This window comes from Erwinia amylovora (assembly GCF_017161565.1).
In the GTDB taxonomy this organism is placed as follows: Bacteria; Pseudomonadota; Gammaproteobacteria; order Enterobacterales; family Enterobacteriaceae; genus Erwinia; species Erwinia amylovora.
In genome coordinates this window covers 2075011-2096004 of sequence record NZ_CP066796.1, presented here as the reverse complement: position 1 = coordinate 2096004, position 20994 = coordinate 2075011, and the positions used below count along the sequence as shown (strand labels likewise).

Below are 20994 nucleotides of genomic sequence, written 5' to 3'. Positions count from 1 at the left end.
AAGAATTGCAATGAAAGAATCATTATTGTCGGTTATTATCGTGGTCTTACTGTTATCCTCCGGGTATTTTTCGGGGAAAAAACTTCAAGTGAGAATCAGAAATATCCTTTTGAGCAAGATTGGACTGGTAGTATTACTGCTTCTTTTTTGCATGGGAATCGATTTTGGCGCGGTTTTCAGCAACAGAGAGATCGGCTCCGAAATAGTGAAAAGTGCGTTAGTTCTGTCAACTATTATATCTGTTTCTACATTTATGATTTTAGTCAGAAGGAGGGGGAAGTCCTCTTCACATAACGAAGCAACTAACTTCTCCGGGCCAGTAATTGGGTGCATAAAGGCGATTCTGTCCTTTGCTGCTGGCGTAATGTTATTCAGGTTCACTCACTTTTCGTTGCAGGATATTCATTTCTCCAGCAATTATATCCTGTACGCATTGATTTATCTTGTGGGTATGGACCTGGTAAACTTTCGTATTTCTACCGTGCGTTCGGAGATTTTTATACTGCCGGGCTTAGTCATTGCTGCTAACCTGATTTCAGTCCTGATTTTTTCGAGGTTTAGCAGTTATTCATTAGCTGAATCATTAGTTGTTTCAAGCGGATTTGGCTGGTTTTCACTTTCGGGCCCCATGGTGAATATTCTGGTTTCTCCCAAGATGGGCGCGATGGCTTTTATGACTGATTTCTTTAGAGAAATGCTAAGCATTTTCGTGCTGTACTTTTTAGGTAAAAAACAGCCGAGAAGCGCGATTGGTATATCCGGAGCGGCAGCCCTGGATTCGGCATTACCCTTCATTAAAGAGAACTGTCACGAAGAGTTTATTCAGCACGCCATCGTGAGCGGATTCATCTTAACGTTGTTAGCGCCTATTTTTATCTCATTAACGGTAAGTTTACTCTGAGCAGAAAAGGGCTATTCAATAGCCCTTTTCATATTGGATTTAACTGTGAAGATCATGAATATTTTAAACGACAGACCTCGCCAGCATTTAAGTCAAAAATAACAGATAGCAATTAACCCGTTTTTTACCGACGACCTGAAATAAAAAGAGGCCACTGCTGGCCTCGTTTCACCTGTTATTGGTGTTCATTACCGGGGTGATTCTGGCCTTCTTCCATAAAGTCGCTGTCTATCTCATCAGTATTACCGCGGTGATCTCTGCCTGAAAGCAGATTCCAGCAGGAGATGAACAACGCGGCAATTAACGGCCCGATCACAAAACCATTAATGCCGTAGATTTCCATACCGCCCAGAGTAGAGATCAGAATCAAATAATCGGGCATTTTGGTGTCTTTGCCGACCAGAAGAGGGCGCAGAATATTATCTACCAGACCAATGACCACCACAAAGAAGAATGTCAGCGCCAGCCCTTTAACCATCGCGCCGGAGAATAACAGCCAGATAACCACCGGTAGCCAGATAATCGCCGAGCCTACTGCCGGGATCAGCGACAGGAACGCCATTAGCGAACCCCACAACATGCTGCCCTGTATGCCGGCACACCAGAAAGCGATTCCACCCAGTGTTCCCTGCACCACCGCAACCACCACCGTTCCTTTTACCGTTGCACGGGAAACCGCGGCGAATTTAACAAACAGATGATGTTTAACGAAGCGTGAAAGCGGAATGGCATCCAGCGCCATACCCACCAGATAAGCGCCATCTTTCAGCAGGAAGAACAGCAGGTAGAGCATAACGCCAAATCCGATGGTAAAGCTGAAAGTGCTTTTACCTATCATCATCAGGCTGCCGGCAAAGAACTGCCCCCCCTTCATGGCCACACCGGAGAGCTTTTGTTGAATCGCATTGGCATCATTGAGATTATTCTCTGCGAGGAAATGCCGCAGCCACTCGGGCAGATGGTTCACCACGCTGGTGGCTACCGTGGTCAGTTCAGTCTGGTTGGCCTGGATTCGGTTATACAGCGCATTAAATTCCACTGCCAGAGACGAGACCACCACTGCCAGGGGGATGAAGACGATCAGGCAGATGATTAACAAAGTCAACATGGATGCCAGACCGTTTCTGTCGCCGCAATACTTCCTGATCTTGCTCTTCAGCGGATGGAAGATAATGGCCAGAATGGCGGCCCACAAGATGGCAGAAAAATAGGGTCCCAGTATGTGAAGAAAACCCAGCGTGGTTACCGCCAGAATAAAAATAAAAAATCCTTTACTCATGCCCTGAATGATCATTTCACCGTCTCTGTTATTAACTCATACCGATTGTGCGCTAAAGGTAGACTAGCGGCAGGTTAAGGGCAATATGGTCCGTCGTGCCATCTGTGTACGCTCCGTCACCGTTTAAGGGTGACGGAGCTACCCGGCCAGCGGCTCAGTTTCTGTGCCAGTGATGTAAAATCGGTTGTAAAGTCTTCCCCGCTGCTGCTCATGAGCCGTTGCAGATGATGCAGGGGATGGGGGCAGGGGGAACGGCTGGCAAAGATAACCACATTGCCGCTGGGTGCGACAGTGTAAAAAAGGCTGCAAAAAATCGCCAGCAGGGCCTGTGAGAAGAGGGGATCTTGCTGCGGTAACTGGGGATGATTCAGCACCAGCCAGCCACCGGGTTGCAGCCGGGCGGCGCAGTTGCGTAAAAATTGTTCCGTTGCCTGTAAAGGTGCAAGAGCGTTGGCATTATAAAGGTCAGAGAAAATTAGCTGATAGCCGCGTTGGCTATTTTGCCCGGCGATAAAGCGCGCGGCATCGTCGATGAAATAACGAACGTTGTCACTTTGCGGCAGGCAAAAATAGTCCTGTGCCACCCTCAGTACAGCCTGACGCAGCTCAACCACATCCACCACGATATGAGGGTTGCCGGCGTAAAGTGAGCGAAGCAGGCTACCTCCCCCCAACCCCAGCAGCAGAATATCTTGCGCCTTGACTAACGTGCGCGCCATCAGCATGGCACGAATATAATGATGCACTGGCAGTGCCGCATTGCTTTTCAGCATTTTACTTTGTTCAAAAATCAGGTCAAAGCTCATGCTGCGGAAATCGCGGTTATCAATGACTGTCACAGTGCCGAACTCATCCTGCATCGAGGCTACCTGAGTTCCGCGCAGGTGAAACAGCGTTGAGGAAGAATAGATATCAGCATCGGACATTGTACTTCTCCTGTAAGATCTGCCATTTGACCGGGGGGACCGGTGCAGCAGTCGGCTGCGAATATCTTCCTGTAATGACAGAATGCTATTTTGCATTTTCATTTGATGCCGGGCAAATGCTAACTCTGCTTGTACAGATTAGTCTGACGCTCTACGATGGAGCATGGCCCATTGCAATGGATACCCATTGCAATGAGAACTGGCCAGGAGCCTGTTGCATGAAAAACGACAAAGAGATTTCTATCGACCAGTTTACCGCAGACGAAAAAATTCTGGTGGAGCAGCGGGTAAAGATGCTGACTGACAAATTAAGCCATATTGCCAGTAAAAAAGAAGAGAAAGAAATCCTCAAGGAAGCAAAGCGCCTGGTGATGAAAGAACGCGTTACGCGCGAAAGCAGTAAACAGGTGTTGGCCAAAAGGCCGCGCAGGCCGTCAGCAGCTAAAGAGAGTGAAATCAAAGACTTTGACTGGGCCGCATCGTTGCGTAAAAATCCGCGTGCGTTAAAGTAATTCATCGGGCAAGGCCGTTGACTCCCTGCTTTCAGGCCGGCAAGTCAACGGTGGTTAGATTAGCTGTTGATATTCAGATATACCAGATCTGCAACAACCAGCCTGCAGCCAGGGCCGGAGGGAAAGCGTGCTGCCATATTAACCTGTGTTGCGCGCTGGCCGTCTGGATCTTAAACGCTGAACAACTTACCGTCGCGCACCAGCTCCCGCGGATAGTTGTTCTTAATCCGGCTGCCTACCTTCTTGGCAATCCCGATGGGTTGCTTTTGGTGGCAAATAATCAACTCATCGCCGGGCAAACTGCGATCGGGATAGATATCGCGACCGCGATACCACTCCTCCGCCTCGTGGCTGTTGACTTCAAACGCATTTTCGCTGCGGGCATCTGCCAGCGCTACGGCGGCATGATGCTGCCAGCGATAGCCCTTAGTGAAGGTTTCCGCCAGCTTCAGGCCAATACGTGAGAAGCGTACCCGGCCCAACAGGGGTTCTATCCCGGCGGGAAACAGCCATATCTCTTTGTCGCGCTGCCATAGTTTCAATTCCGTCTTCCACCGCAGACCAACCTTAGCTGCTGCGTCACTCACTTCCTGCTGCTGCTGACGGCTCAAAGGACTGAAAGGGGGTTTGCCCACTTTGTAGGTCGGTTGTGACAGCCTTGCCACGCTCGATACCTTACGCAGGCGGGCAACGAAGAAGCCTTCGCTGTCGAAAATATGCGGAAACACATGCAGGAAACCTTCCGCAGTAGCAACCTGTTCTGCACCGTTGAACAAGGTGTTCAGAGGCTCGATCGCAACCGCATCGGGATACTGTTCCAGCAGCCAGCGGACCACCTGCTGGTTTTCGCTTCGGTTGAGCGTACAGGTTGAATAAACCAGTGTGCCGCCGGGGCGCAGAGCGTGAAAAGCGCTGTTGATCAGATCGCGTTGAGTTGCGGCGATCTCTGCCGTGCTGGTGGCGGACCAGTTGCGTAAGGCGTCTGCGTCCTTGCGCACCACACCTTCACCGGAGCAGGGCGCATCAAGAAGGACCGCATCAAAGCACTCCGGGAGCGCGGATCCAAATACCCGTCCGTCGAAGTGAGTCATGGCGGTATTGCTAATGCCGCAGCGGCTGAGGTTGGCATGCAGCACTTTTACCCGGCTGGCCGAATACTCATTAGCAAGGATGGCTCCACGATCGCCCATGCATGCGGCTATCTGTGTAGTTTTTGAACCAGGCGCTGCCGCCATATCCATGACCCGTTGCGGCATATTACCGCCAGCAAAGAGCGCGCTGACCGGCAGCATTGAGCTGGCTTCCTGTATATAAAACAGTCCGGCCAGGTGCTCCGCCGTGCTGCCAAGCGGCAGCTTATCTGCGTCGTCGCGGCTTATCCAGAACCCCTCCGGGCACCACGGGATCGGCGTCAACGCCCACTGATAAGGCTTTACCAGCTGAAGAAAATCATCGACGCTGATTTTTAGCGTATTGACGCGCAGACTGCGGCGCAATGGCTGCTGACTGATAGCGATAAAACGCGCAAAATCATTGGCGTCGGGCAGCATCTGCTGCATCTGCTCAAGAAAGGCTGGCGGAAAGAACACGCGGGAGATGTGAGGCACAGGCTGGATCCACTAAAAAAAAGTGCATTCAGTTTAGCATAAGTGTTCTGCCGGGGCGGAGCTTCCCGCTATGACGTTTTCGCAGAACACCTTAATGCGCAGCAGAGCGAGGGGAATATCGCCGCTCCGCTGCCGGCACGGTTACTGCGGCAGGGCGGTGCCCCATTGACGCCAGCCGCCAGGTTCTTCGTTCTCCAACAGGAAGTGTTTACCGGAGGAGGCTTGCGGCGCCAGCGGCACGGTCGGTGGCGTGGCGAAAGCAATGCCACCCTGAATAAACTGCTGGAAGGTCCCGGTTTTCACCACACCGCCCGTCAGACCAAACTTCAGGTTATAACCTGATGCCAGCCAGAACACGGTATTATTACGTACCAGATGCTGATATTTTTTGCTGATGCGCAGGGAGATCTGCACACGGTCGGCCATTGTACCCAGCGCAGTACCGGTCACCGTACCGACCTCCACCCCGCGGAACAACACTGGCGTACCGACTGACAGGGAACCCCCTTCTGGTGCATCAACCACCAAGTTTAGCCCGTTCAGATAACGTGCATCGGTAATCGTAGATTCCTGTAGTTCAAAGCTGCGCAGGGCGCGGCCTTTACCCGGGTCGACGTTAATATAGGGCTGCAGTAGCGTATCCAGATGGCTAACCCCGGCGGCAGAGATCTGCGGCGATACCACTGAAAAACGCGATCCGTTGCGGGCAAAGTCCTGCACATATTCCGGATATAGCACCGCTTTCGCTATCACCTGGTTGTTGCCTTCCCCCAGTGCCAACGATTCAAGCTGGCCAATATCAATGCCGAGGTAGCGGATCGGCATACCCGATGACAGCTTACTGGCATCATAGGTGCGCAGCGTTATCTGGCTACCCACAGCGCGTGCGGCGGTTTGTGACCCATACAGTACGCGCTTATCCCGTGGGTTTAAGCCAGCACCGGCACCGGCCAGGTTATCAAAGCTGATTGCACCTTTCAGCGCACGGTTCAGCGGAGAAGCCTGAACCGTCAGGCCGCTGCCGTTCAGCTGGACGCGCGCCCCGCCTTCTGCCCAGAACACGCTGCCCGGTGTCAACAGGTGACGGTATTCGGGTTTGATATGAACGTTCACATCAAAAGAATCAGCGCGTGGCGTGACGCTGACGATTTCACCGACCTGAAACTTGCGGAACAGCACCACAGAACCACTCTGAATATCGGGCAGGCTGCTGGCCGTCAGGGTAAGCGTCGTAGGGGGGCGATCGCCGGTAACGCCTTCTTCGGCCTTTTCGGCACTGGCATACAGCGGATAGCGGCTCTTCAATGTCCCCTTGCTGCCGGGATCAAGGCGAATACCACCGTCTACCCATTCCCGGGCGCTGGCACCCAGCACTTCCATGCCATCGATACCAAGCTTGACGTCCAGCCTGCTGTTAATGATGAACTTACTGTCACCATGCACCAGATGACGATAATCGGCGGCCACCACCACCTTAAAGGCCACCCCTTTTTCCGACAGGGTGCGGTTGATCACCTGGCCAATGCGCATTCCGTGCAGTATCAGCGGCTGACCGGCATCGATGCCGTAGCTTTCGGCAGCAGTGAGCGTCAGCGCCAGTGAGTTGGGCTGCTGAAGCGGGGATTCATTGCTGGGCAGCACCACAAAATGCGTCTGTGCATCGCCTTCGCCCGGGATCAGCTCCAAGGTATTGCCGGTTAAAAGGCTGCTCAGGCTGGTGTCGGTCAGGCTGAATTTTGGGCCTCGCATCTCAATACGTGTTCCCGCACGCATCAATCCGGTGACCGAGGGGTCAAGTATCAGATCACCGCTAACCTTTCCATTGGGCAGCAGGGTCATTTTATTGAGTGTGCCGACTTCCAGCCCCTGATACATCAGCGGCGTGCGGCCCTCTTTAAGATTATTACCGTCCGGCAGGTCGAGTGAAATCATCACGCCGCGCTGACTCTGTGCCAGGTCAGGATACAGTTGGTAGTTATCATCGATGTTTGCTGGCTGTGAACCACCGGGCGAGTCGAAGGCAATCGCACCATTGACCAGCGCCGGCAGGTTTTCCAGCTCGACCTTTGCTCCCCCCAGACCGACATCGGCCCTGATGCCGGAAACATTCCAAAAACGGCTCTCTTTCTTAACCAGATTGGTGAAACGACGCTCAATGAGGACATCCACCGTCACGCCTTTGCTACCGGAATTAATGCTGTAGTCATAAACACGGCCGACCGGAATTTTACGAAAATAGACCAGGGAACCACTGTTTAAGCCACCGAGATCCGGAGCCTGCAGATGGATAAGCATTTCGCCCGAATTAACACGGTATTTGGGCTGCGTATCGAGCGCCACAAAATTTTCACGAGGTTTACCTTCACCCGGCATCATGCCGATGTAGTTGCCACCGACTAATGCATCCAGCCCGGAAACACCGGCTAAAGAGGCTTTTGGTGTCACCAGCCAGAATTGCGTGTTCTCGCGCAGCGCTTCTTTCATGTTGCTCTTAATGCTGGCTTTAATTTTAATGGTGCGCAAATCGTCAGTCATGCTGATATCCTCCACCAGCCCAACCTCCACTCCCTGATAGCGCACCGGTGTGCGTCCCGGCACAATGCCGTCCGCCGTTGCGAAATCAATGGTGACGGTGGTACCGCGTTGCTGATAGTTGGTCCAGAGAAGCCAGCCGGCAATCAACAGGGCGATAAATGGAAGAAGCCAAAACGGCGATATTCTGCGCCGGTTCTTAAGGCGAGCGCTAGTCGGTGTAATTGGCGTTTCCTGTTGCATGCGTATCCCAAAGTAAACGGCTATCCAGCCACTCAACGGCAAGAATAGTCAGTACGACCGCGCTACCGAAATAGAAAGCAGCGGGCCCCATAGTAAAGGCCAGTAGCTGATCGCGGTTGACCAACGACATGGTTAATGAAATTACAAACAGGTCGAGCATTGACCAGCGTCCAACCCACTTCACCAGGCGCAGCAGCCGGATACGGGTTTTCAGCCCCTGCTCACAGTTAAAATGAATGCTGAACAGCAGGGCGATCAGCACGATAACTTTAGTGAAGGGGACCAGAATACTGGCGATAAATACCACCGCTGCTATCGGAATATTACCGGAGGCCAGTGAAAAGATTCCGGAAAGGATCGTATCTCCTTTACGTGCTCCATTCAGCCAGATTTCTGAGATTGGCAGCAGATTAGCCGGGATAAGAAAAATAATCGAGGCGATCAGCGCCGCCCACGACTTTTGCAGACTGAAGGGGCGCCGCAAATGTAGCGTCGTATGGCAGCGCGGGCAGCGTCCGTTCTCGTCAGGGGTTCCGGTATGGCGGCAGTTCAGGCACACCCGTAGTTTATCTAACGGAACACTGGGCATTGGCTGCGGATAAAACCGATGCCATAGCTGTTCAACGTTGAGATGGATAAGCGTGAGCACGCTAAGTAGCATCAGTACAATGAAAGCCGCCAGCCCGATACCGGGCGTGATAGCGGCATAATCCTGTACTTTGATTGACGCAATGCCGATGCCGACCAGATAAATATCCAGCATGATCCACTCTTTCAGCCGGTCGAGCATCAACAATATCGGGCGCAGATTCAGGCCTATTTTACTGCCAAAATAAAGTCCGCTAATGGCGACTACCAGCACAACAGGTGCGCCTATGGTACAAAACGCCACCATCGCTGCGGCGATAACATCACCCTGTTGTGCCATTTGCAGAATCCCGCCCAGCAGGCTGGCATAAATACTGGTTCCCAGCAGGCGGATGGACATGATCGATTCACCAAATGCGAACGGCATCATCAATATCATGGTGACAGCCATCGCGGTCAAACGCGTCATTGACCAGTCACGACCATTGAGGATACGGGCATTGCAGCGTGGGCAGTGCGCTGACTGGTTGGACTTCACATCCGGCAAGCAAAAAAGGGTATCGCATTCGGGACATCGCTGATAACGTGCCTGCGGAAGAGCGTAACGTATGGCGTGTATTTTCATTTTACCAATCGAACTTAGGCCCATGTCGGGGCAGGGTTAGGCTGTTTAATGCCATACTGAGCAGGACTGACTGTTGCCATGCTTTAGCGAGCTGTCCAATCCAAGCTTATAGTAAACATCAACAAATTCCACCCTGGCAGTCAGGCTTTTCAGCGCTGATTATTCCAGGAGCGAAAGACGGCAGCGCCACATTTTCAACTATGGTTAAACAATGACTAAAGCAGAATTTTATACTGAACTCAATCGGGATATGAAAGCGTTACTGAGCGGTGAAACCAGCTTTCTGGCGGTGATGGGCAACTGTAGTGCGCTTTTATATGAACGGCTTGAAGGGGTGAACTGGGCAGGTTTCTATCTGTTAACGGAAGAGAATACGCTGGTGTTGGCACCCTTTCAGGGCAAAGTAGCCTGCGTGCGTATCCCCATTGGACGCGGCGTATGTGGAACAGCCCTTTCAGAGAAGCGTGTTCAGCGCGTTGATGATGTGCATGCGTTTCCGGGACATATTGCCTGCGATGCGGCCAGTAATGCAGAAATTGTATTGCCGCTGGTGGTGAATGGCCATGTGATTGGCGTGCTGGATATCGACAGTGTGGAATATAACCGCTTTGACAGTGAGGATGAAAAGGGGTTAAAAGCGTTAACTGACGGGCTTTGCAACGTACTTAGTGGGACTGATGTGGAAAAATTTATTCATATGAATCGCACCTAAAGTGTTTGATCACGTAGCAATTGCTGAAGGGGTCATTATAATGTCGCCTGTTCATGCCTGCGCTGATTGGCAAACCCGTTGTAATCAGGAAATTTCATGGAAAATCAACCTAAGTTGAATAGCACTAAAGAAGTCATCGCCTTTCTGGCAGAGCGTTTCCCACAATGCTTTAGCGCCGAAGGCGAAGCACGACCACTGAAAATCGGAATTTTTCAGGACTTAGTCGAGCGTGTGCAGGGCGAAATGAGCCTGAGTAAAACTCAGCTCCGCTCCGCTCTCCGCCTTTATACCTCCAGCTGGCGTTATTTGTATGGCATCAAGGCTGGCGCGACACGCGTTGACCTTGATGGTAATGCCTGTGGCCAACTGGACGAACAGCACGTTGAACATGCGCGCAAACAGCTTGAAGAAGCCAAGGCACGCGTGCAGGCGCAACGCGAACAGCAACAGGCGAAAAAGCGTGAAGCGGGTGAAGAGACCACGCCTCGCCGTCCGCGTAAGCCCGTGCGCAAACCTGCAGTCGAGGGGGAGCCGGCGCGCAGCGTGCGTAATAAACCCGCTCGCCCCCAGCCAGCACGCCACACTTCCGCCCCGCGCGAAGAGTCCCGGCCGGAGCAACCTAAACCGGTTACTGACACTGCAGCATTGCAAGTGGGTCAAAGCATCAAAGTCACCGCGGGTAAAAATGCGATGGACGCAACCATTCTTGAGATCGGCAAAGATGGCGTCCGGGTTCAGCTTGCTTCCGGCCTGGCAATGATAGTACGCGCAGAACACTTGCAGTTCTGATACGGAGGCTAATCAGGGCATGAACAGTCTTTTTAAAAGCACTATCTTCGCGGGCCTGCTGCTGGCAGGTAATGTCTTCGCGGCTGAAACGATTATCCGCGCCGATCAAATACCGCAGCTGCAGCAGGAGGCACAGCACGCTACCGTTAGCGAGCGCGTGACTTCTCGTTTTACCCGTTCTCATTACCGTCAGTTCGATCTCAATAAAGAATTCTCCGCTAAAATTTTCGAACGCTATCTCAACTTGCTCGACTACAGCCACAACGTGTTGCTGGCATCGGACATTGCACAATTCGACGACAAGAAAACGACGTTGGGCGAAGGTATGAGAAATGGCCAGCTGTCGGTATTCTACGATTTGTATAATCTGGCACAAAAACGCCGTTTTGAACGCTATCAGTACGCTTTGTCAGTGCTGAAAAAGCCGATGGATTTCACCGGCAATGACACAATTGATATCGACCGCAGTAAATCGCCGTGGCCCAAAACCAGCACAGAGCTAGATCAGCTGTGGGATGAGAAAGTCAAGTTTGACGAGCTAAGTTTGAAGCTGGCCGGCAAAGATCAGAAAGAGATCCGCGAAGTCCTCACTAAGCGTTATCAGTTTGCCGTTCGTCGGCTGGCGCAAAGTAACAGTGAAGATGTTTTCCAGCTGGCGATGACGGCGTTTGCGCATGAAATCGACCCGCACACAAACTACCTGTCGCCCCGAAGTACCGAGCAGTTCAACACCGAAATGAGCCTCTCTCTGGAAGGTATTGGTGCCGTACTGCAAATGGACGACGACTACACCACGATCAACTCGATGGTGGCCGGTGGTCCGGCGGCGAAAAGTAAAAGCTTCACCGTGGGCGATCGCATCGTCGGCGTAGGCCAGCCGGGTAAGCCGATAGTGGATGTGATTGGCTGGCGTCTGGATGATGTGGTGGCGCAGATTAAAGGGCCGAAGGGCAGTAAGTTGCGCCTGGAGATTTTACCCGCTGGTAAAGGCACCAAGACACGCATTGTCACCCTGACCCGTGAGAAAATTCGTCTTGAAGATCGTGCGGTTAAGATGAGTGTGCACCATGTCGGCAAACAAAAAGTCGGCGTGCTCGATATTCCGGGCTTCTATGTCGGGCTGACAGATGACGTTAAAGTTTTGCTGCAGAAATTGCAAAAGCAAAACGTTGACAGCGTAGTTATCGATCTGCGCACCAACGGCGGTGGCGCGCTCACCGAGGCCGTATCATTGTCAGGCCTGTTTATTCCCGGTGGCCCTGTGGTCCAGGTGCGTGAAAATAATGGCAAAGTACGTCAGGACAGCGACAACGACGGCGTAACTTACTACAAAGGCCCGCTGGTGGTTCTGGTCGACCGCTTCAGTGCTTCAGCTTCTGAGATCTTCGCCGCAGCCATGCAGGATTACGGGCGTGCCTTGATTGTCGGTGAGCCGACCTTCGGTAAGGGTACCGTACAGCAATACCGCTCACTGAACCGCATTTACGATCAGATGCTGCGCCCCGAATGGCCAGCCCTGGGTTCTGTGCAATACACGATTCAAAAGTTTTACCGCATCAACGGGGGAAGTACGCAGCGCAAAGGCGTCACGCCCGACCTGCTGATGCCTACGGGTGTGGAAGTGGTTGAAACTGGCGAAAAGTTTGAGGACAACGCGTTACCCTGGGACAGTGTTGATGCGGCCACCTATGTCAAAAGCGGTGACCTGAAGCCGTCAGAGCCAGAGCTGATTAAAGATCATCAGGACCGCATTGCGAAAAATGCCGAGTTCCAGTACATCATCAGCGATATTGCCCGCTTCAATGCCAATAAAGACAAACGTAACATTATTTCTCTCAATCTCGCCAACCGCGAAAAAGAGAATCGTGAAGATGATGCTCGGCGACTGGAACGCGTCAATGCGCGTCTGAAGGTTGCAGGCAAAAAACCGCTGGCGAAACTCGACGATCTGCCGAAAGACTATCAGGAGCCGGACCCTTATCTTGATGAAACGGTACAGATTGCCAACGATCTGGCGCGACTGGATAAGAAATAATTTTCAACCCCGCTCAATAGCTTAGTCAGCCCAACAGGCACAGCATCCGCTGTGCCTTTTTTTATCTGCTGGTTTTACGCTCGAAAGAAGGTGTAAAAAGTAACATAAAATGTAAAGTTATGTTTTTTTAAACACTTAAAGGTTAAGTGTGCTTGAAAAGCAGCGTATTGACCTTACGATGGTGGAACGCGAATAGCGAATAACTGAGGAAGAATAAATCTTATGATGCGTATTGCTCTTTTCCTGCTGACCAACCTTGGGGTTATGGTGGTTTTCGGGCTGATCCTCAGCCTGACAGGGATCCAGTCAAGCAGTGTTATGGGCCTGATGATCATGGCGGGTCTGTTTGGCTTTGGCGGTGCGTTTGTTTCACTGCTGATGTCGAAGTGGATGGCGCTACGTTCCGTCGGCGGTGAAGTGATTGAACAACCGCGTAATGAAACCGAAAGCTGGCTGTTGGATACCATTGCCCGACAGTCCCGGCAAGCGGGTATTGCCATGCCTCAGGTGGCCATTTACCACGCGCCAGACATTAATGCTTTTGCTACCGGCGCACGGCGAGATGCTTCTCTGGTCGCTGTTTCAACCGGACTGCTGCAGAACATGAGTCGTGATGAGGCTGAAGCGGTGCTGGCCCATGAAGTCAGCCACATTGCTAATGGCGATATGGTCACCATGACTCTGATACAGGGGATTGTGAACACCTTTGTCATTTTCATCTCACGCATTCTGGCACAGTTAGCTGCCGGATTTATGTCGGGCGATCGGGAAGAAGAAGGGAGCAGTAACGGTAACCCGATAGTCTACTTCGTGGTTTCCATGGTACTTGAACTGGTATTTGGTATCGTTGCCAGTACCATCACTATGTGGTTTTCTCGTCACCGAGAATTCCATGCAGATGCCGGTGCTGCTCGTCTGGCCGGGAGTGAAAAAATGATTGCCGCTCTGCAACGTTTGAAAACCAGTTACGAGCCACAGGAAGCCAGCAGTATGATGGCTTTATGCATCAATGGTAAATCCGGGGCGATAAGTGAGTTGTTTATGTCGCACCCGCCGCTGGATAAACGTATTGAAGCGCTGCGTAGCGGTCAATACAGCAGATAAGCGCCGTTTCACGCATAAACAAAACCCGCCAGCGGCGGGTTTTGTTCTGTTACGAACCACTTCTCGATCTGATGGCGGCAACCAACCGGTTTGACCCTGTCACGGCGCTGCCGGTGATGACCCTATTCAACAGGAAACGGCCATGAGTGGCGTTCTGTAAGCAGCTGAATCAGTTATCGACCACGTCACTGCTTTTTCTTAGCAGCGGGCAGTCGGTTACGCCGATAATTCCGCTGTCGCTATGCAAATACTGAGCAATGACCATACCGCGGGCGGTCAGGTACTTGCACTGCAGGCCCATGCCAGCCACGTTTTTGTTGCTTCCTGTTAACACGCCATAACCTGTCAATAGCATCGCAAGCCAAATTATGACCAGTAACGCGACCAGCCGTAGCAAAAATTTCATCATTTCTCCTTATTTTATGTGAGGCGTCTTCACCGCCGCGCTCAGCATAGCAGGATGCTGTTTGTAAGAGGTTTAATCGATAAGAGTATGCTGAATTACTATAAAAAATTCACCAAAAATGAACAGGATATCAAATTATTTCCACTGTCAATTCCCGCTTGAACAGGTAAAATCCCCCCGGCAGTGTTGCCTTTTTCAGGCAGTACAACTATAGCTTCGAGGCAGAAATGAACGAATTAACAAGTGGCGCGACAGGCCTGGCGGCAACTGGAATCATCGCCATCATGGTCATTGCCAGTCTGGTTGCGTGGTTCTTTGTCAACCGGGTTAGCGTCAGAGCCAATCAGCAGATCCAACTGCTTGAATCGCTGCTGGCAGAGCAGAAACGGCAAAACCTGTTACTGCATCGTCTGACTGATGCGCTAACAAGCGCAGAACAGGATGCTAAAGGCGGCGTTTCGGATGTGAATGAAGACTACACCCGCCTGATACCCGAACGTTAACTGACCTGAGAGGCACTGCGATGGCACGGAAAAATTCATGGTATGACCCCTCGCTTAATCATCATACCCGGGAAGGATTCCGCAACCTTGAGCCAGATTTACAGCAGCAAGGTGACCTGCAGCGCTGGCGGCGCGAGCGTAAGCAGAACGGGATGCCACGCCCCCCTGCACAAGGCTATGAACATTTTATTCAGCAGTGGTGGCAACCTGCCGATTTAAAGGGTGATGAAGATTGCATCTGGTGGCTTGGACATGCTTGCCTGCTGCTGCGCTATGCCGGACGCTATACGCTAATCGATCCTGCGCTCTCTGTGCGAGCCTCTCCGCTCAGTTTTTATGGGCCGAGCCGAAAAACGCCGCCCGCGCTGACTATAGACGATCTGCCTGCGCTGGATGTGGTGCTGATCTCGCATAATCATTATGACCATCTGGACCGCCGGACAATCAAAAAAATCCTGCTTCGTTTTCCCGATGTGACCTTTGTTGTTCCGCTTGGACTGAAGAGATGGTTCCGGCGAATCGGTGCCCGGCAGGTAGTGCAACTTGACTGGTGGCAGCAAACGCAGACGGGCGGATTCACTTTTCACGCCGTGCCCGCCCGTCACTGGAGTATGCGAACGCCCTGGGATCGTAACCGCTCGTTATGGTGTGGCTGGGTCATTAAAGCCGGGCTGCTCAACCTGTGGTTTAGTGGCGACAGCGGCTACTCGGATAATCTGCTGGATATAGCGCATCGTTTAGGGCCATTTAACCTAGCCGCTCTACCGGTAGGTGCCTATGCACCAGAATGGTTCATGCGTAGTCATCACATGACTCCCGATCAGGCAGTATCTTTGCATCAGGCGATTGGGCAACCAGTGACAATGCCTATTCACTGGGGCGTGTTTGAACTGGCCGACGAATCACTGGATGAGCCGCCACAAGCGCTGGAGCGGGCGATGCAGGCGGCAGGATTAGACGGCAGCCGTTTTCAGGCGTGGAAAATCGGTGGTAAAAAATCACTTGTGAATATCACCGGAGGTTATTCCTAAACAATCTATATTATAACAACCCGGTAATACATCAGAACCGATCTAATTGATTCACTACGCCAATAACATAATCAATATTTAACGGCTACCCGACATGGCGTTAAATGGTGTAAGTTGCCACGCACTGTTCTGATTTTCGGGTGATTGTTAAATAAGGTTGGACTTTCCAGGTTTTTTTTTAACAAAAAAGAAGGTCGTGCATATAGCTCACTGAGCAACATCAATCACATCTTTCGAATTAGCTTTGCCATTAATATGCAATATTGCCTGAACAGAATATTAGTGTCGGGTGATTATTATCAGCAAGCGGCGCACCTTACTGTGTGAGCAGGCTGCCTTGCAGGAGGGTGAAAATATGCACAGTGTTGTGCTACAAACGGTGTGAAGTAGCAAACATCGATTCAAATCTGTGCGACACCCCCTCAGCCTTTTAAAAATGACTTGCCATTAATTAGCGGATATGTGATAAACATTCGGGTAAAACGAGGTACAGTTCTGTTTATGTATGGCATCTTCAGTAAAGAAGTTCTGAGTAAAGACGTTGACGTTGAATACCGCTTCCTTGCCGAGCCTTAATTAATGCCTCATGCAGTAATGTCTCTGGTTTTTCTGAATGTAAAGCCCACGGGCGAATAAACTCTCTAAGGAATTTGCAAAATGGCAAAGATTAAATGTCAGGTTAAGTGGTTCAACGAGTCTAAAGGTTTTGGTTTCATCACTCCTGCTGACGGCAGCAAAGATGTGTTCGTACACTTCTCTGCAATCCAGGGTAATGGCTTCAAAACTCTTGCTGAAGGCCAGAACGTTGAGTTCGAAATTCAGGATGGCCAGAAAGGCCCTGCAGCTGTGAACGTCACCGCTATCTGATTTTCGATCTGAGCTTGTCATTGCCGCACTGCGTGTAATCCAGGCTGATATCTGAATACCGAAGCCCTGTCAGCAATGACGGGGCTTTTTTATTGTTAGCCTCCGGCCGGACTACGGGATTTTAGCGTGCTTTTGCAGTAAACTGCCGCGTCTTTTGTTGATGGAGTGGTGTTATGTCCTACCAATGTCCCCTTTGCCAGCAGCCGCTGACGTTTGATCATCGAGCCTGGCGCTGTGAGAACCAGCATCAGTTTGACCAGGCCAAAGAGGGTTATGTCAATCTGTTGCCGGTACATCATAAACGCTCAAAGCAACCCGGAGACAGCGCGGATATGATGCAGGCGCGGCGTCATTTCCTTGATGCCGGGCATTATCAGCCGTTGCGGCAAAGAGTCGGCGACTGGCTGATGCAGTTGCTGCCTGAACACCCGGTCAGCGTGCTGGATATCGGCTGTGGAGAAGGCTATTACACCCATTATGTTGCCAGCCGCCTGCAGGCGCGGGGTTTGGCACAGGTGCACGGACTGGATGTGGCAAAAATAGCGGTGCGTTCGGGGGCGAAGCGCTATAACAACGTGCAGTTCTGCGTGGCTTCCAGTCATCGTTTGCCGTTCAGTAACAGCCAGTTTGATGCCGTAATACGTATCTATGCACCCTGCAAGGCTGAAGAGCTGGCGCGGGTAGTCAAGCCGCGAGGTTATGTGCTAACCGTCTCTCCCGGGCCGCGTCATCTGCTGCAGTTTAAGGCGCTGATCTATCAGGATGCCCAGCTACATGATACCACCCCGGAGCAGATGCCCGGCTTTACGCTGATTGACCAGCAGCAATTGAGTTATGCGATGACCCTAAACAGCGAAGAGTCAGCAGCATTATTGCAGATGACGCCTTTTGCCTGGCGCGCCCGCCCGGAAGTCTGGGGGATTCTGGCGACCAGTGAGCAGTTCGCCTGTGAAACGGACTTCACCCTACGTTTGTGGCAGCGAGACAGCTAAACCGCATACAAAATAGCCTGACCATGATCCAAAATTGCCCTGTGTAAGAAATTATTTTGACCTGCATCTGGCAACTGATAAAGTAGGGATCCTTTTTTCATACAGGAGTAACGGGCCTCAGCCCTCCCTATGGACTGTCACCGAAGTCGCTTAACCATGCAACCGGGCTACCCGGCATTTGTCTCAACGTCTCCTGACGTGACCTCACACAAAATCGTTTGTCATCTCTGCCGCATGCACAATCTGACGTCTGCTGCGCTTCCCCGTTCCTTTTTCCGGAGTCTTTCATGGAATTTTTCTTAGACCCCTCAATCTGGGCCGGTCTGCTGACGCTGATCGTTCTTGAAATCGTACTGGGCATTGATAATCTGGTGTTTATTGCCATTCTGGCAGACAAACTTCCTCCGAAGCTGCGTGATAAAGCGCGTCTGATCGGACTGTCGCTGGCAATGGTGATGCGATTAGGGCTGCTGTCACTGATTTCGTGGATGGTCACGCTGACCCGTCCTCTGTTTAGCGTGGGCGACTTCAGTTTCTCGGGGCGCGACCTTATCCTGCTGGTGGGGGGACTTTTCCTGTTATTCAAAGCCACTATGGAGCTTCATGAGCGGCTGGAAAACCGCGATATGCACGGCGGGGGCAATAAAGGCTACGCCAGTTTCTGGTCGGTGGTTGTGCAGATTGTCATTCTTGACGCCGTGTTTTCGCTCGATGCGGTGATCACTGCGGTAGGAATGGTGAACAACCTGCCCGTTATGATGACGGCAGTGGTGGTCGCCATGGGCATCATGTTGTTGGCTTCAAAACCGCTGACTAATTTTGTTAACGCTCATCCCACGGTAGTAGTGCTGTGTCTCAGTTTCCTGCTGATGATTGGTCTGAGCCTGGTCGCGGAAGGCTTCGGCTTCCACATTCCTAAAGGTTACCTGTATGCGGCAATCGGCTTCTCAATCATCATTGAGTTGTTTAACCAGATTGCCCGGCGCAACTTTATGCGTCACCAGGAAAGGCGGCCTATGCGTGAGCGTACCGCCGAGGCGATCCAACGGCTGATGGGCGGACGCCGCCAGAACGACAGCCACCTGAGTGAAAACAGTGAAGTCGCAGCCATTATGCCGCAGGAAGCGTTTAAAGACGAAGAGCGCTATATGATCAATGGCGTACTGACCCTGGCTTCACGTTCGGTGCGCAGTATCATGACGCCGCGAGGCGAGATCTCCTGGGTTGATGCAACCCGTCCCGTGGATGAAATTCGTATCCAATTGTTGGACACCCCGCACAGCCTGTTCCCGGTTTGCCGTGGTGAACTGGATGAGATTGTCGGTGTGGTGCGCGCTAAGGAGCTGCTGGTTGCCCTGGATCATGGTATTGACGTTGCCACCTTTGCTGCCGCTACGTCGGCAATCATCGTGCCGGAGACGCTGGACCCGCTGAATCTGCTGGGTGTACTTCGCCGTGCCAAGGGCAGTTTTGTCGTGGTGACCAATGAATTCGGCGTGGTGCAGGGATTGATTACGCCGCTTGACGTGCTGGAAGCTATTGCCGGCGAGTTCCCGGATGAAGATGAAACCCCGGACATCGTTGCCGATGGAGATGGCTGGCTGGTGAAAGGGGGGACGGACCTGCACTCACTGCAACATCTGCTGGATAATCAGGATCTGGTCAAGCCGGAAGACGATCACGCTTCACTGGCGGGTCTGCTGATTGAACAAAAAGGGCAGTTGCCGAAGCCCGGCGAAGTGATCGCTATGCCGCCGTTGCGCTTCCAGATTATCGAAGCCACTGATTATCGCATCGACCTGGTGCGCGTCACCCGGCAGCATGAAGAAGACGAGCATTAATCGCTATTAACAAAAACCGGGGATCCCCCGGTTATGTTATCGCTCTTTAATCGCACTGCACTTTTATTGCCAAACCACCGCGGGACGTCTCGCGGTACTTGGCGTTCATGTCTTTACCGGTCTCGTACATGGTTTCGATCACTTTATCCAGCGAGACTCGCGCTTCGCTGGTGCGGCGCATTGCCATACGCGCGGAGTTAATCGCCTTAACCGAAGCAATCGCGTTACGCTCGATACAGGGAACCTGAACCTGGCCCGCCACCGGGTCACAGGTCAGCCCAAGATTGTGCTCCATGCCGATTTCAGCTGCGACACAAACCTGTTCAGGGCTGGCTCCCAACAGTTCTGCCAGCCCGGCCGCAGCCATAGAACAGGCGACGCCCACCTCTCCCTGGCAGCCGACTTCGGCACCAGAAATAGAAGCATTCATTTTATACAGAATGCCGATAGCACCGGATGCCATAAAGTAGCGGATGAAAATATCCGGAGTGACCGATTCAATAAAGTGGTCATAGTAGGCCAACACCGCCGGAACAATACCGCAGGCACCGTTGGTCGGGGCCGTCACCACACGACCACCGGCGGCATTCTCTTCATTGACCGCCAGCGCAAACATATTCACCCAGTCGATGACGATCATTGGGTCGCTGGAAAGCTTGTCGGATGAGACCAGCAGGCGGCGCAGCGCTGACGCACGGCGCGGCACGCGCAGCGGGCCGGGCAGAACCCCTTCAGTATTTAATCCGCGGTCGATGCAGTCACGCATGGTCTGCCACACGTCGGTGAAATAGCGTTCAATGTCCGCACGGCTGTGGACGGCAAGTTCATTTTTCATCACCATGCCGGACAGGGACAGGCCGGTCACCTGGCAGTGAGCCAGCATCTCCTTAGCGGAATGAAACGGATAGGGAACCGACACCTCATTCAGTGCCGTTTGACCGAAGTGCTCCTCATCGACGATAAAGCCCCCGCCGACCGAATAGTAAGTCTTGCTGTAAATTTTCAGGTCGCCGGCAAAGGCGTGAATACTCATGCCATTTTCATGCAGGACAAGGTTGTCGCTGCGGAACACCATACCGCCTTCACGCGGGAAATCGACTTCGTGTGCGCCGTTGGCCAGCAGCAGGCGTTGGCGCTGCTCAACATCGCGTATAAAGCCGGGGATGGCATCAATATCCACGCTTTGCGGCGAAGCACCGGACAGCCCCATAATAATAGCAATATCAGTATGATGGCCTTTACCGGTCAGCGACAAAGAACCGTATACATCGACCGCAATACGCGTCACCGATGAGAGCTGGTGATTGTCCACCAGATCGTCGACAAACTGTTTGCCGGCTTTCATTGGGCCAACCGTATGAGAGCTTGACGGGCCAATGCCGATCTTAAACATGTCGAAAACGCTAATCACGCTGGATGCTCCTTAAGGATTTGATGACGTTGTGGGGATGTTCATGAAAGACCCCACCTGTTTTGCGAGAAATATAAATGAAATCACGGC

General features: G+C 52.1%; 18 protein-coding genes and 1 pseudogene. 12 read left to right on the top strand and 7 right to left on the bottom strand.

From position 1 onward, the window contains the following. Nucleotides 1-10 precede the first annotated feature (10 nt). Nucleotides 11-901 (top strand): LysO family transporter, encoded by an 891-nt coding sequence (locus JGC47_RS09745; RefSeq protein ID WP_013034881.1) that lies wholly within the window; start codon nt 11-13, stop codon nt 899-901. A gap of 175 nt (nt 902-1076) precedes the next feature. Here the strand turns inward: JGC47_RS09745 and JGC47_RS09740 are convergent, their stop codons facing one another. Both JGC47_RS09740 and JGC47_RS09735 read right to left on the bottom strand, forming a co-directional pair. Next, nucleotides 1077-2195 (bottom strand): AI-2E family transporter, encoded by a 1119-nt coding sequence (locus JGC47_RS09740; protein ID WP_004157897.1) that lies wholly within the window; start codon nt 2193-2195, stop codon nt 1077-1079. A 101-nt stretch (nt 2196-2296) separates the two neighbouring features. Continuing rightward, nucleotides 2297-3106, bottom strand: coding sequence for a spermidine synthase (locus JGC47_RS09735; RefSeq protein WP_004157896.1), 810 nt, complete (start codon nt 3104-3106; stop codon nt 2297-2299). 218 nt (nt 3107-3324) lie between these two features. Here JGC47_RS09735 and JGC47_RS09730 point away from each other — a divergent pair, with 218 nt between their 5' ends. Beyond that, nucleotides 3325-3618: a hypothetical protein gene (locus JGC47_RS09730; RefSeq protein ID WP_004157895.1), complete on the top strand. Its 294-nt coding sequence runs from the start codon at nt 3325-3327 to the stop codon at nt 3616-3618. A 170-nt stretch (nt 3619-3788) separates the two neighbouring features. Here the strand turns inward: JGC47_RS09730 and rsmF are convergent, their stop codons facing one another. From rsmF to yebS, 3 genes are all read right to left on the bottom strand, one after another. Further along, nucleotides 3789-5177: a 16S rRNA (cytosine(1407)-C(5))-methyltransferase RsmF gene (gene rsmF / locus JGC47_RS09725; protein WP_004164375.1), complete on the bottom strand. Its 1389-nt coding sequence runs from the start codon at nt 5175-5177 to the stop codon at nt 3789-3791. Between the two features lie 189 nt (nt 5178-5366). After that, nucleotides 5367-8000: a PqiB family protein gene (locus JGC47_RS09720; RefSeq protein WP_004157892.1), complete on the bottom strand. Its 2634-nt coding sequence runs from the start codon at nt 7998-8000 to the stop codon at nt 5367-5369. After that, a complete protein-coding gene (gene yebS, locus JGC47_RS09715) occupies nt 7969-9237 on the bottom strand; it encodes a membrane integrity lipid transport subunit YebS (protein ID WP_004157891.1) in 1269 nt (422 codons plus the stop codon). The genes JGC47_RS09720 and yebS overlap by 32 nt, the downstream gene beginning before the upstream one ends. 187 nt (nt 9238-9424) lie before the next feature. On the opposite strand from yebS, the gene JGC47_RS09710 reads away from it, so the two are divergent. The 4 genes from JGC47_RS09710 (at nt 9425) to htpX (ending at nt 13853) form a co-directional block, all read left to right on the top strand. Continuing rightward, complete coding sequence (locus JGC47_RS09710) at nt 9425-9925, top strand: GAF domain-containing protein (RefSeq protein WP_004164372.1); 501 nt, start codon at nt 9425-9427, stop codon at nt 9923-9925. Nucleotides 9926-10021: 96 nt separating this feature from the next. Further along, nucleotides 10022-10714 (top strand): RNA chaperone ProQ, encoded by a 693-nt coding sequence (proQ, locus tag JGC47_RS09705; protein ID WP_004157889.1) that lies wholly within the window; start codon nt 10022-10024, stop codon nt 10712-10714. A gap of 19 nt (nt 10715-10733) precedes the next feature. Next, the gene (gene prc / locus JGC47_RS09700) at nt 10734-12749 is read left to right on the top strand and encodes a carboxy terminal-processing peptidase (protein ID WP_004157888.1); all 2016 of its coding nucleotides are present in this window, start codon (nt 10734-10736) and stop codon (nt 12747-12749) included. 222 nt (nt 12750-12971) lie between these two features. Then, nucleotides 12972-13853 (top strand): protease HtpX, encoded by an 882-nt coding sequence (gene htpX, locus JGC47_RS09695; protein WP_004157887.1) that lies wholly within the window; start codon nt 12972-12974, stop codon nt 13851-13853. A gap of 169 nt (nt 13854-14022) precedes the next feature. Here the strand turns inward: htpX and JGC47_RS09690 are convergent, their stop codons facing one another. Beyond that, nucleotides 14023-14259 carry a YobH family protein gene (locus JGC47_RS09690; protein WP_004157886.1) on the bottom strand — a complete coding sequence of 79 codons (237 nt, stop codon included), beginning with the start codon at nt 14257-14259 and terminating at the stop codon, nt 14023-14025. A 227-nt stretch (nt 14260-14486) separates the two neighbouring features. On the opposite strand from JGC47_RS09690, the gene JGC47_RS09685 reads away from it, so the two are divergent. The 6 genes and pseudogenes from JGC47_RS09685 (at nt 14487) to JGC47_RS09660 (ending at nt 19493) form a co-directional block, all read left to right on the top strand. After that, complete coding sequence (locus JGC47_RS09685) at nt 14487-14762, top strand: YebO family protein (RefSeq protein ID WP_004157885.1); 276 nt, start codon at nt 14487-14489, stop codon at nt 14760-14762. Between the two features lie 20 nt (nt 14763-14782). Then, nucleotides 14783-15793 carry an MBL fold metallo-hydrolase gene (locus JGC47_RS09680; RefSeq protein WP_004157884.1) on the top strand — a complete coding sequence of 337 codons (1011 nt, stop codon included), beginning with the start codon at nt 14783-14785 and terminating at the stop codon, nt 15791-15793. Between the two features lie 501 nt (nt 15794-16294). Beyond that, nucleotides 16295-16464, top strand: a pseudogene (locus tag JGC47_RS17630) (DUF2627 domain-containing protein). Beyond that, nucleotides 16451-16660 (top strand): transcription antiterminator/RNA stability regulator CspE, encoded by a 210-nt coding sequence (gene cspE / locus JGC47_RS09670; protein WP_004166884.1) that lies wholly within the window; start codon nt 16451-16453, stop codon nt 16658-16660. Before JGC47_RS17630 ends, cspE begins: the two are co-directional and overlap by 14 nt. Before the next feature lie 173 nt (nt 16661-16833). Continuing rightward, nucleotides 16834-17652 (top strand): 23S rRNA (guanine(745)-N(1))-methyltransferase, encoded by an 819-nt coding sequence (gene rlmA, locus JGC47_RS09665; RefSeq protein WP_004157880.1) that lies wholly within the window; start codon nt 16834-16836, stop codon nt 17650-17652. Between the two features lie 287 nt (nt 17653-17939). Then, nucleotides 17940-19493, top strand: coding sequence for a TerC family protein (locus tag JGC47_RS09660; protein WP_004157879.1), 1554 nt, complete (start codon nt 17940-17942; stop codon nt 19491-19493). Nucleotides 19494-19539: 46 nt separating this feature from the next. Here the strand turns inward: JGC47_RS09660 and sdaA are convergent, their stop codons facing one another. After that, nucleotides 19540-20904 (bottom strand): L-serine ammonia-lyase, encoded by a 1365-nt coding sequence (gene sdaA, locus JGC47_RS09655; RefSeq protein WP_004157878.1) that lies wholly within the window; start codon nt 20902-20904, stop codon nt 19540-19542. Between the last annotated feature and the right edge of the window lie 90 nt (nt 20905-20994).

Bases quoted from the DNA above. Each gene is read 5' to 3' on its own strand.
- yebS (WP_004157891.1), bottom strand. From the start codon at position 9,237: ATGGGCCTAAGTTCGATTGGTAAAATGAAAATACACGCCATACGTTAC.
- JGC47_RS09720 (WP_004157892.1), bottom strand. From the start codon at position 8,000: ATGCAACAGGAAACGCCAATTACACCGACTAGCGCTCGCCTTAAGAAC.
- rsmF (WP_004164375.1), bottom strand. From the start codon at position 5,177: ATGCAGCAGATGCTGCCCGACGCCAATGATTTTGCGCGTTTTATCGCT.
- JGC47_RS09740 (WP_004157897.1), bottom strand. From the start codon at position 2,195: ATGATCATTCAGGGCATGAGTAAAGGATTTTTTATTTTTATTCTGGCG.
- htpX (WP_004157887.1), top strand. From the start codon at position 12,972: ATGATGCGTATTGCTCTTTTCCTGCTGACCAACCTTGGGGTTATGGTG.
- JGC47_RS09735 (WP_004157896.1), bottom strand. From the start codon at position 3,106: ATGTCCGATGCTGATATCTATTCTTCCTCAACGCTGTTTCACCTGCGC.
- JGC47_RS09730 (WP_004157895.1), top strand. From the start codon at position 3,325: ATGAAAAACGACAAAGAGATTTCTATCGACCAGTTTACCGCAGACGAA.
- JGC47_RS09685 (WP_004157885.1), top strand. From the start codon at position 14,487: ATGAACGAATTAACAAGTGGCGCGACAGGCCTGGCGGCAACTGGAATC.
- proQ (WP_004157889.1), top strand. From the start codon at position 10,022: ATGGAAAATCAACCTAAGTTGAATAGCACTAAAGAAGTCATCGCCTTT.
- JGC47_RS09710 (WP_004164372.1), top strand. From the start codon at position 9,425: ATGACTAAAGCAGAATTTTATACTGAACTCAATCGGGATATGAAAGCG.
- JGC47_RS09745 (WP_013034881.1), top strand. From the start codon at position 11: ATGAAAGAATCATTATTGTCGGTTATTATCGTGGTCTTACTGTTATCC.
- prc (WP_004157888.1), top strand. From the start codon at position 10,734: ATGAACAGTCTTTTTAAAAGCACTATCTTCGCGGGCCTGCTGCTGGCA.
- rlmA (WP_004157880.1), top strand. From the start codon at position 16,834: ATGTCCTACCAATGTCCCCTTTGCCAGCAGCCGCTGACGTTTGATCAT.
- cspE (WP_004166884.1), top strand. From the start codon at position 16,451: ATGGCAAAGATTAAATGTCAGGTTAAGTGGTTCAACGAGTCTAAAGGT.
- JGC47_RS09680 (WP_004157884.1), top strand. From the start codon at position 14,783: ATGGCACGGAAAAATTCATGGTATGACCCCTCGCTTAATCATCATACC.
- JGC47_RS09660 (WP_004157879.1), top strand. From the start codon at position 17,940: ATGGAATTTTTCTTAGACCCCTCAATCTGGGCCGGTCTGCTGACGCTG.
- JGC47_RS09690 (WP_004157886.1), bottom strand. From the start codon at position 14,259: ATGAAATTTTTGCTACGGCTGGTCGCGTTACTGGTCATAATTTGGCTT.